Source organism: Vibrio sp. 10N.247.311.49, assembly GCF_041467655.1.
Taxonomy (GTDB): domain Bacteria; phylum Pseudomonadota; class Gammaproteobacteria; order Enterobacterales; family Vibrionaceae; genus Vibrio; species Vibrio crassostreae_C.
The window spans coordinates 1-10,803 of sequence record NZ_JBFSVA010000046.1 but is presented as its reverse complement, the minus strand read 5'-3'; the positions used below and the strand labels follow the sequence as shown (position 1 = coordinate 10,803).

The 10,803-nt window shown below is 45.9% G+C and carries 7 protein-coding genes and 1 pseudogene; 6 read left to right on the top strand and 2 right to left on the bottom strand.

Translation table 11 applies throughout. The annotated features are described in order from the left end of the window. A partial coding sequence (locus AB6E54_RS22460) for a VCBS domain-containing protein (RefSeq protein WP_372169051.1) occupies positions 1-2,299 on the bottom strand: 2,299 nt, incomplete at its 3' end. A gap of 233 nt (positions 2,300-2,532) precedes the next feature. Here AB6E54_RS22460 and AB6E54_RS22455 point away from each other — a divergent pair. From AB6E54_RS22455 to AB6E54_RS22435, 5 genes and pseudogenes are all read left to right on the top strand, one after another. Continuing rightward, the gene (locus AB6E54_RS22455; protein ID WP_061025425.1) at positions 2,533-2,997 is read left to right on the top strand and encodes a hypothetical protein; all 465 of its coding nucleotides are present in this window, start codon (positions 2,533-2,535) and stop codon (positions 2,995-2,997) included. A gap of 99 nt (positions 2,998-3,096) precedes the next feature. Continuing rightward, a complete protein-coding gene (locus AB6E54_RS22450; protein WP_372106105.1) occupies positions 3,097-4,539 on the top strand; it encodes a TolC family protein in 1,443 nt (480 codons plus the stop codon). A gap of 11 nt (positions 4,540-4,550) precedes the next feature. Further along, positions 4,551-6,293 (top strand): efflux RND transporter periplasmic adaptor subunit, encoded by a 1,743-nt coding sequence (locus AB6E54_RS22445; RefSeq protein ID WP_372106074.1) that lies wholly within the window; start codon positions 4,551-4,553, stop codon positions 6,291-6,293. Further along, positions 6,290-9,423 (top strand): annotated as a pseudogene (locus AB6E54_RS22440) (efflux RND transporter permease subunit). The gene AB6E54_RS22445 and the pseudogene AB6E54_RS22440 overlap by 4 nt, the downstream one beginning before the upstream one ends. Before the next feature lie 107 nt (positions 9,424-9,530). After that, positions 9,531-10,043, top strand: a complete 513-nt coding sequence (locus AB6E54_RS22435) for a cupredoxin family protein (protein ID WP_372106076.1) — start codon at positions 9,531-9,533, stop codon at positions 10,041-10,043. 126 nt (positions 10,044-10,169) lie between these two features. Here the strand turns inward: AB6E54_RS22435 and AB6E54_RS22430 are convergent, their stop codons facing one another. Further along, on the bottom strand, positions 10,170-10,427 hold the full coding sequence (locus AB6E54_RS22430; protein ID WP_017067599.1) for a hypothetical protein: 258 nt from the start codon (positions 10,425-10,427) through the stop codon (positions 10,170-10,172). A gap of 171 nt (positions 10,428-10,598) precedes the next feature. Here AB6E54_RS22430 and AB6E54_RS22425 point away from each other — a divergent pair. Further along, the coding region (locus tag AB6E54_RS22425) for a hypothetical protein (protein ID WP_372111843.1) at positions 10,599-10,803 on the top strand (205 nt) is incomplete at its 3' end.

Below are 10,803 nucleotides of genomic sequence, written 5' to 3'. Positions count from 1 at the left end.
CGTTAGTGCCGTTAATCGTCACTTTGACCGTTGACGTTGTGCCATCAATAGACGACACCGTGAAGGTTTCTTCAACTTTATCGCCGACGTTTAATTGGTTAAACGCACTGTTGGCGGTGAACGACCAATGACCATTGGCATCAATAGTCAGGTCACCGTTGGTGCCAGTAATTGAATCCGGTGTGAATGCATTATCTGGATTATCTACGTCGGTACTGTTCAATGTTCCTGATGTCGTTACCGCTTTGTCGGTTTCATCGATGGCGACGGTCGCACTGCTGACAGTAGCTTTATCATTGGTGCCATTGATCGTCACTTTTATGGTCGACGGTGTGCCATCGATGGATGACACCGTGAAGGTTTCTTCGACTTTATCGCCGACGTTCAATTTATTAAACGCGCTGTTGGCGGTGAACGCCCAATGACCATTGACATCAATGGTGAGGTCGCCATTTGTGCCTGCAATGGAACCTGGCGTGAAGGTATTGTCTGGGTTATCCACGTCAGTACTGGTTAGCGTACCTGAAGCCGTTACCGCTCTGTCGGTTTCATCTATACTGACCGTTGCTGTACTGACCGTCGCTTTATCGTTGGTGCCATTGATATAAACATTAAGTTCAAATACCGATCCATCTTTTGTATGTATTTTAAAGCGCTCGGTTAGCGTGTCGCCATTATTCAGTTGTTCTATATTCGGATTGTTATTGTTAGCAATGTAAGACCAAGTGCCTTGACTCGTAAGTTTTAATTCGCCATAAGCCCCATGTAGATTCTCAGGCAAAAATGTTGATTCGTTGAAGTCTTTATCATCAACATGTAATTGACCGCCGGTATGTAAATGGCCATTTTGCACATTTACATCCTCATATATGGTTTTCCCCAGTCCCGAAGGAGGTGCACTAATATTTGCCTTTGAGGGGAGGTGTGGAGATTGACTGCTTACTACTGGATTATCATTAGTGCCTCTCACGTTGATAGTTACGTTGTGAGGTGTACCGTCGGCAGAGTGAACAGTGACGATGTCTGTCGCAGTTGAACCTTGGCCAAGTCTTTGAACTACTGGGTTATTGTTGTCTAAACTGTATGTCCACGCACCGTCTTTGGTGATGCTTAGCGTACCGAAATTACTAGTCACTTGTGAGGCTTGAAAGTGGTCCTCTCCAAGATCAGAGTCCGTTACCGAAAGCTGCCCTTGAACTTGTGTCGTTAAATCTTCAGTTAACGTGCCAGCATCCACACCCGTAATTACGGCATTGTCGTCGTTTCCGCCAATCGTCATATCGATCGTTTGCGGTGTGCCATCTTTGGTGTGAATTGTGAAACTTTCATGCAGTGAAGTGGCTGCGGTTAAAGCTTGAACGTTAGAGAGCGAGTTATCAACTTGATACTGCCAGTGTCCATCAGCATCGATAGTTAATGAACCATATTTACCTGAGATAACTTCCGGCTTCAACGAACTTTCATTTTGATCAGGGTCTATGACATCAATTTTACCGTTGGCATGTAACAAGCCTTGTGAATCAATATTATGATCTTCTGTGACAACGCCAGTTAAGTCTCCTGAAATACTTGGCGTATCTTGTTTACCTGTGACCGGAACTTGAACAATGACACTCGAGCCGTTAGATAGATGCAACAAGAAATGGTCAGTGCCTTGTTGGTGCTGGTTTAACAGGATGTATTGAGGAGAATTTGGATTCAATACGAATGTGTATTGACCATTTGCATCAACATGAAGCTCTCCGTAGGTACCTTTTATGACTTCTGGCATAAAGGTGACGGGTAAAGCGGGTGTCGTCGGCGCATTTGAATGAGTCGGCTGACCGTTACTTCCTGAGGAGATAGTCGGCATCGATACCGAAGGAATGTAATGGACTTGCGGGTGAGAAAGCGTCGACAAATGATGAGAAGGAACCAAGTGAGAGCTCGAACCATGGGCGGCATGACTTGCACTTAAGGTGGAGTTTACGTCGCTGTCACTCGTCTGAGCTTCTTGGAGAGCAACCGCTGATGAGTCCGCCTTGCTATGGTCATCGGTGACATCTTTTTCGGTCACGTTATTTGCGGTTACTCGATCTGCAGCGTCGCTGGAATTGTCTATACTTTCCGCAGCAGCGTGTTTAGCCAATGATGGCAAAATCATCATGAGTGACTGAAAAAGTGGGATATTCACTTTTAGATGTGAATGCAGTCTGCGCTTCTTTTTTTGTGTTGGTTTCTTTTGTTCTAGCTTGTTACTTTTCTTATTTTTGATTTCTGTATTTTTCTTGTTTGCTTCGACGTTTTTTTTGTTAGCCATTTTTATCATCCGTGAATCGTGGTTGCACTATCTTAAGTAAAATACACAGATAGAGGTTTCGCTAGCTAATTGGATAATTTTTAAAGAAAAAACTGCAAAGTCGAAGAATTATCTCATTTTGATGAAAGAGAGGATGAATACTTTTTCAACGGTCAGGCAAATATCGGCACAATGGCATTGACCTTACCCTAAGGGTAACGTTTATAGTTGCGGTGTAAATTCAAAGGTAAGCTATGACAAACACATTCCGAAAAACTTGGATTATTGTTTTCAGCATCATTGCGATGTTGATGTCTAGCTATGCCTCAAGCTCCTCAGCCTTGATGACTGAAGTAATGATGATGGAAATGGGGTCGAGCAAGTCGGCTTGTTACCACAGCGATACTTCGGTTAATGATTCAATGGCGGGGTGTCATGTGATGAGTGAAGAAGTACACGCTGAAGACTCTAACATGAGTGCCCATGCTTTGATGGCTCAATGCGATATGTCTTCAATGAGCGAAGACGGCAGTCCGATGATGGGTAACCATTGTTCGAGTGCCGATTGCTGTGCCTCAATGTGTTCTGCAAGTCCCTATCCAATCCAGGCTGTTCAAGCCGTTGATCAACTTTCCTTTTCATTAGCTCGTTTTCAATCGGTCACGATTGGCCAGAAAGTCGCACGCGCTCAATCTTTGCTACGCCCACCTTCCGCATAAATCTATATCTAAAAATACAGCTATATCAGTTAGATAAATCTGATAAGCCATTCTTTTTTATGCGCTAATTAGCGCTAGATATGGACATTCATTGTGAATATGAAACCAACAACCTCTGTGTTTGTCATGAACATGAGCTTAGTGGTTGCTGCTGCCTTGCCTATGGCCTTGTTTTCAAGTGCTACGCTCGCGGCTACCACGGCGTCAGCTTCAAATGCTCAACACATTTCAGCACATGACCAAGCAAGCTCGACGCAGCAACTCAATACACTGATTGAGATTGCTTTAAGCGAAGATGGAAATCGCAAACAGTACTTTGCTCAGTCTCAAGCGATGCGAGAAACGGGCATTGCCAGCTCGACCTTAATGGACCCGAAATTGAAAGTTGGATTTGGCGGTTTGCCTGTCGATAGCTTTCAATTCGACGAAGACCCGATGACCAATATATCGGTAGGGCTGATGCAGCAGTTTGAGCGTGGCGATACGCTTAACCTTCAACAAAAAAAGGCAGGCCAACAGGCAGATGCTTTAGCTTTGCAGGTGCAAGCAAGAGAATTGACGGTTGCGAATAGCATGACGCAGCTTTGGCTTAAGTTAGGTTATCAGCAAAAGGCTGAGTCGGTGATTCGTCAAAATCGTCGTTTGTTGGTTGAGCTTGAAAACTATGTACAAACCAATTACTCGATTGGTAAAAGCGAAGCGCAAGATCTGCTTAATGCTCAGCTCCAAGTGAGCAAGCTTGATGAGAAACTTCAGGCAAACCAGCAGGTTCAGCGTCGTCTAATCTCTCAGCTTTCTGAATGGTTGGGTTCTGATTGGCTAGGCTCTCAGGCTCTTGATTCTCAGGGCACACTGAATGCAACTAACCAAATCGATTGGTCATTGTTGGAAAGCAAATTAGCGACCAATATCGATTCAACCAAGCACTACCAGCTACTGACTGACCATCCTTTGGTTAAGATCTCCGATGTCAGTATTTCCTCTAATCAAACTCAGGTTGAGTTAGCCGAGCAAGCTTATACCCCACAATTTGGGGTGGAAGTGATGTATGCACACCGTCAAGCCAATAACATGGCGGGTGAACCAGCTTCTGATCTGGTGAGTGCTTATCTGACAGTCGACATCCCGCTGTTTACAGGGAACCGACAAGATAAAAACTTATCGGCTGCTCAGTATCAAGTTGGTGCGGCTAAATCTCAAAAAGACACCTTATTTTCCCAAATGAACGCGCAAGTGAACGCATTGCTGGTGGACAGAACAAATCTGATCCAGCGATTAGATCGCTATCAAACGTCCTTGCTTCCTCAAACCGCAGCCCAAATCAGCGCGGTTGAGAGGGGCTATCAAAACAATACCGCTCAGTTTAACGATGTCATTTTAGCAACGACCGATGAGCTGGCGCTTAAGTTAGAGCAACAACGTTTGATCACCGATCTCAACATCGTTAACAGCAAACTGGCGGCGTTAGTCAGTGGCTTTGAATACCAAGTAAACCAACCACAACTCAATTCAAGCGCAACTAAACACACAGCCAATCAATAAGGGAATAGACAATGAGTTCAGTAAAAGTAGCAACAATCGCTTTATTGGTCGGTGGTGCATTGGGTTTTGGTGTGAATCACTTTGTCGTTGGGTCAGCACATAACATGTCAGCAATGGCAACGAGTACAGGCGCCGAAGTAAGTAAACAAACCAAGGATGAGCCTTTGTATTGGGTAGCTCCGATGGACCCAAATTATCAGCGTGATAAGCCGGGCCAGTCGCCAATGGGGATGGATCTTATCCCTGTGTATGCAGACGATGTGAACGGCGGAGCTAAAGATAAGCCCGGAACCGTGTTTATTGATTCTTCCGTGGAAAATAACCTTGGCGTGAAAACCGCACAAGTCACACGAGAAGCGCTATCACCGCGCATTGAAACCGTGGGTTATGTGGCGTTCGATGAAAGTACATTGTGGCAAACCAACGTAAGAGCAGCTGGTTGGGTTGAGAAGCTCTACATCAACGCAGTGGGTGAGAAGGTAAACAAAGGTGATGTACTTTTCACACTCTATTCTCCAGAGCTTGTTAAAGCACAAGAAGAGTTGATCAGTGCTTATAAAACGGGTCGTAAAGGTTTGATCAAGGGCTCGACTGAACGCTTGGTCACCCTAGGTGTAGATAAAGCGCAGATACGATCCATCGCTCGTAAAGGGAAAGCCTCGCAAACCATCGAAATCAAAGCGCCTGCGGATGGTGTCATCGCTAGCCTGAATATTCGAGAAGGTGGTTATCTTTCACCTGCACAAGCGGTGATCAGTGCTGGCCCATTAGGCGAGGTATGGGTTGATGCTGAGGTGTTTGAGCGCCAAGCACACTGGATCTCGTCAGGCAGCAATGCGGTGATGACGCTAGATGCCATTCCCGGCAAAGAGTGGTTGGGTAATGTCGATTACGTGTACCCAATCCTTGACCCAAAAACTCGAACCTTGCGCGTTCGTTTGAAGTTCTCCAATCCAAATGGCGAGCTTAAGCCAAATATGTTTGCAAATATTGCGCTGAAACCCATTAGTGATGAAGCGGTTCTTACTATCCCAAGATCTTCGGTGATTCACTCCGGTGGTATGACTCGAGTGGTGATGTCAGAAGGTTCTGGCAAGTATCGCTCTGCTCGTATTGAGGTTGGTCGTGAAGCTGGCGAAAAAATAGAGGTGCTTCAAGGGCTAGAGCAAGGTGAGAGTATTGTCACTTCTGCACACTTCATGTTGGATTCTGAATCGAGCCAATCAGCTGATCTGTCACGCATCAATGGTGTTGAGGAAGAAGCGGAAACCGTATGGGCAAACGGTGAAATTTCCGATGTTATGCAAGGCAGCCGTATGGTGACGATTAACCATCAGCCTGTTCCAGAATGGGATTGGCCGGGCATGGTGATGAATTTCACCTTTGTGGAAGGCTTGGACATGAGTGACGTGCAACGTGGTAAGGCAATTGACTTTGAGATGAGAAAGACAGAGTCAGGGCAATACGAGGTTGTTGATTACAAGGTCAACAAACACAAGATCGCCGGCGAAGTTTGGGTAACGGGTGACATTACCATGTTGATGGCAGATTTTGGCATGATCACTGTAAAACATCAGCCAGTCCCTGAGTGGAATTGGAAAGCGGGTGAAATGAATTTCCAAGCCAGTGATGACCTTGATTTATCTGAGTTTGCCGAGGGTCAAACCATTCGGTTTCTAGTGGCGAAGCAAGGTTCTGATTATGTGCTCAAATCTCTCGAACCGACGAATAGCACGGGTGAGGGCGAACTATGATCAATGCAATCATTCGCTGGTCTATTAGCAACCGCTTCTTAGTGTTGGTTGCTACTGTAGCCATCGTATTTGGCGGCTTATACAGCGTTAAAAATACACCTGTCGATGCCATTCCTGATTTGTCAGATGTTCAGGTGATCATCAAAACCAGTTATCCGGGGCAAGCCCCACAAGTGGTCGAGGATCAGGTTACCTATCCATTGACCACCGCCATGTTAGCTGTACCAGGAGCTGAAACGGTTCGTGGTTACTCGTTCTTTGGTGATTCCTATGTCTATATCATCTTCAATGACGATACTGATATGTACTGGGCACGTTCACGAGTGTTGGAGTACTTAAGCCAAGTTGCACCTAACTTGCCATCGAGTGCCAAGCCAACACTAGGGCCAGATGCAACCGGTGTGGGCTGGGTTTACAGCTACGTGTTGCAAGATAAAACCGGTCAGCACGACTTAGCAGAACTTCGCAGTTTGCAAGATTGGTTCTTGAAGTATGAATTGCAAACCGTAGAAGGCGTGTCTGAAGTGGCGACCGTTGGCGGCATGGTGAAGCAGTACCAAGTACAGATTGATCCTGCCAAGTTACGTGCTTACGACTTAACGCTTCAGCAAGTCAACAAGGCAATCCAAGATGGTAATCAAGAAACAGGTGCGTCTGTTGTCGAGATTGCCGAAGCCGAACATATGGTTCGTACCACGGGTTACCTGACAAGCATCGAAGACATTCAATCTTTGCCGTTAAAAGTGACAGACAAAGGGACTCCACTGCTGCTCGGCGACATTGCTGACATTAACCTTGGCCCGCAAATGCGTCGTGGTATCTCGGAGCTCAACGGTGAGGGTGAAGCGGTTGGCGGCGTTATCGTGATGCGCTTTGGTGAAAATGCCAGTGAAGTGATCGACTCAGTCAAATCCAAGCTCGCTGAACTGCAAGCTGGCTTACCTGGTGGTGTCGAGATTGTCGCGACTTATGACCGTTCTACTTTGATTGATTCAGCCGTTGAAAACCTATGGAAGAAGCTGGCTGAAGAGTTCATCGTGGTCGCCGTGGTGTGTGCGCTGTTCTTGTTCCATATCCGCTCATCACTGGTTATCGCACTAAGCCTGCCCGTTGGTATCTTGGGTGCATTCATTGTGATGCATTGGCAGGGTATTAACGCCAATATCATGTCTCTTGGCGGTATCGCGATTGCGATTGGCGCCATGGTGGATGGTGCCATAGTGATGATTGAGAACGTTCATAAACACATTGAACGGACTCCGCTTACTGACAAAAACCGTTGGCAAGTGATAGGTAAGGCAGCAGAAGAAGTTGGCGCGCCGCTGTTCTTCTCTCTGATTATCATTACCTTGAGTTTTGTGCCTGTGTTCGCGCTAGAAGGGCAAGAGGGCAAGATGTTCTCGCCACTTGCGTTTACCAAGACGTATGCAATGGCCGCTGCAGCCGGTTTGGCTATCACGCTTGTGCCTGTGCTAATGGGTTACTTCATTCGTGGCAACGTGCTACCTGAACACAAAAACCCAGTAAACCGCAGCCTAGTGGCGATGTACAAGCCGCTTCTAAATCTCAGCCTAAAATATCCAAAGGTGATGATTGTTATCGCACTTGGCTTAATGGCGTCTGCTTATTACCCAACCAGTAAGCTTGGTAGTGAATTCATCCCTCCTTTGGACGAAGGGGATTTGATGTACATGCCAACCACGTATCCGGGTATCTCAATAGGTAAGGCTCGTGAGTTGTTGCAACAAACCAACAAGCTCATCAAAACCATTCCAGAAGTCGAAACCACTTGGGGCAAAATTGGTCGAGCAGAGACAGCAACCGATCCTGCACCGTTAACCATGATTGAAACCGTGATTCAGCTTAAACCACGAGATGAATGGCGTGACGGTGTCACTACGGAGTCTCTGCGTAAAGAGTTTGATGATCTGATTCAATTCCCCGGTTTGACCAACGCTTGGGTCATGCCAATCAAAACGCGTATCGACATGTTGGCGACCGGTATTAAAACGCCAATTGGTATCAAAATCGCAGGCCCAGATCTGAGCGTGATTGAGGATATTGGCTCTCAACTTGAACCCATCCTCAATAGCGTGAGTGGTACGGCTTCTGTCTACGCTGAGCGTGTTGCGGGTGGTCGTTATGTGACGATAGACATCAAACGTCGTTCTGCTGCGCGATATGGCTTGAGCATTAAAGAAGTGCAACAGGTTATTTCGACTGCGGTTGGTGGCATGAACGTGGGCGAAACCGTTGAGGGGCTAGAGCGTTACCCAATCAATGTCCGTTACCCACAAAGCTATCGTGATTCTGTCGTTAAGTTGCAGAACCTGCCGTTAGTGACACCAAATGGAGCGCGAATTGCTTTGTCTGATGTTGCAGATATTCGGGACCACCAATGATTAAGACGGAGAACGCGCGTCCTAATGGCTGGGTGTTCGTTGACATCGAAGGTCGCGACCTTGGTTCTTATGTGGCAGAGGCGCAAAAAGTCGTTACAGATCAAATCGTCTTGCCTGCCGGATATTCACTGGCATGGTCTGGTCAATACGAATACATGGAGCGCGCCAAAGAGCGTTTAAGTGTCGTTGTGCCAATTACCATCGCCATCATCATGTTATTGCTCTACCTCAGCTTCCGCCGTGTCGGTGAGGTGATGATGATCATGCTGACATTGCCACTCGCAATGGTGGGTGGTTTATGGCTAATGCATATCCTCAATTACAACTTCTCCATTGCAGTAGGGGTGGGCTTTATCGCCCTTGCCGGGGTTGCTGTTGAGATAGGTGTGATCATGTTGGTCTACCTAAACCAAGCATGGCACTACAAGAAATTGGATGCAGAGCAGAACCAGCAAGCACTTCAGAGTGAAGACTTAACGGATGCGATTCGAGAGGGCGCAGGACTGCGTGTTCGCCCAGTGATGATGACGGTACTTACTGTGATTATTGGCCTCATTCCAATTATGTATGGCGAGGGAACGGGCTCTGAAGTGATGCAGCGAATTGCCGCGCCGATGATAGGCGGAATGGCGTCGGCACTGTTGCTTACCCTACTGGTTTTGCCTGCAATCTTTAAGCTCTGGAAACAGCGAGAGATTACTCAGAGCCAAAACGAGACAAGTAAATAACGCACTGACTATAAAGCCCTTACTTGCGAGACAGGAGTAGGTAAGGGCGCACCATATGAACATGTGAAACTAACAAATAAATAACTGAATTAATCTAAGGAACGACGATGAAAAAGACACTAATTGCTATCGCTCTAACACTGACTACAGCAACCGCGTTTGCTGCAATGGACCATTCAAAAATGGATCACAGTATGATGACGAGTGGAAAGATGGACCATTCAAAGATGATGGACATGGAAGGTATGTCAGAAGTTGGGATGCCAGCTCAAGGCGCGAAGCCCGATAAAGTGGTTCATGTGCTGCTAAGTGATGATATGAAAATCACATTTAAAAACAAGGTCGATATAGAGCCAAATGACGTGGTGCAGTTTGTTGTGATGAATACAGGCAAGATTGATCACGAATTCTCGATTGGTTCTGCCTCAGAGCAGCTAGAGCACCGTGAAATGATGAAAAATATGGGTAATCACGCTCATGACTCGGGAAGTACAGTCACAGTTAAGCCGGGCAAAGCGAAGCAGATGCTTTGGCATTTTCATGGTGATAATAACGTAGAGTTAGCGTGCAATATCCCTGGTCACGCTGAAGCGGGTATGGTGAAGTCGTTAACGCTTTAGACGTTAATCAATAGCGCTTTGTTGAATTAGAAATTCAATGAGGGCTAGAAAATTAAAGATAAGTCTTAACTTATACCTAAAGCGCTTTGCTGTGAGGGATTCGCTGAGGCTTATCTTTATTTATAGTCACTGTAGCAAGATAGAAGTTTCAAGCAGGTGGTGTGCCTCGCCGCTCAGGTGCGGTAGCTCTGCCATGATCTTTTTAAACTTGTCATCGATTGACTCTGCTTCATTCAGCGATCGAAAAGCCAGTACAGCCTGTTCAGGTTCGCTGTTCACATAACCTTTCAATGTATCTAGCTGAATTTTATTGGCATTTTCAACTTTTGCTAGCGCGACATTGATTGCTTTGATGCTAATTGTTAACTCATTGCTTTTAAACATTTTTAATTATTTTTGGTTGTTGCTAATGCGCGCACATTACCACAACTGTTTTTGCAGATATTGACCAAGATTATTAAATTGGAATAATTTTGAAAATCATTAAAAGCTGAACTGCAATGTGTGATTTGGATAGGTGTCAGAAATACGAAGCGATTTAAGGAGTTAATAGCTTTGGTTGGTCAATTAGCGTTGATTCGTCAGTCTAAGCTTAAACAAAATAAGTTAAATCAGTATAGATTTAATGACTATGGATTTATCGAACGGAGAAAGTTTTTGAATAGGGTATCGCTGGAAGAAAGCACGTCATGGAGCTTAAGGAGAAGTTGGAGCGTGCAGCGGGAATCGAACCCGCATCATCAGCTTGGAAGGCTGAGGT

What these genes read in the sequence shown, in the direction of transcription:
- AB6E54_RS22455 (WP_061025425.1), top strand. Translation starts at nt 2,533, where the DNA reads ATGACAAACACATTCCGAAAAACTTGGATTATTGTTTTCAGCATCATT.
- AB6E54_RS22450 (WP_372106105.1), top strand. Translation starts at nt 3,097, where the DNA reads ATGAAACCAACAACCTCTGTGTTTGTCATGAACATGAGCTTAGTGGTT.
- AB6E54_RS22445 (WP_372106074.1), top strand. Translation starts at nt 4,551, where the DNA reads ATGAGTTCAGTAAAAGTAGCAACAATCGCTTTATTGGTCGGTGGTGCA.
- AB6E54_RS22435 (WP_372106076.1), top strand. Translation starts at nt 9,531, where the DNA reads ATGAAAAAGACACTAATTGCTATCGCTCTAACACTGACTACAGCAACC.
- AB6E54_RS22430 (WP_017067599.1), bottom strand. Translation starts at nt 10,427, where the DNA reads ATGTTTAAAAGCAATGAGTTAACAATTAGCATCAAAGCAATCAATGTC.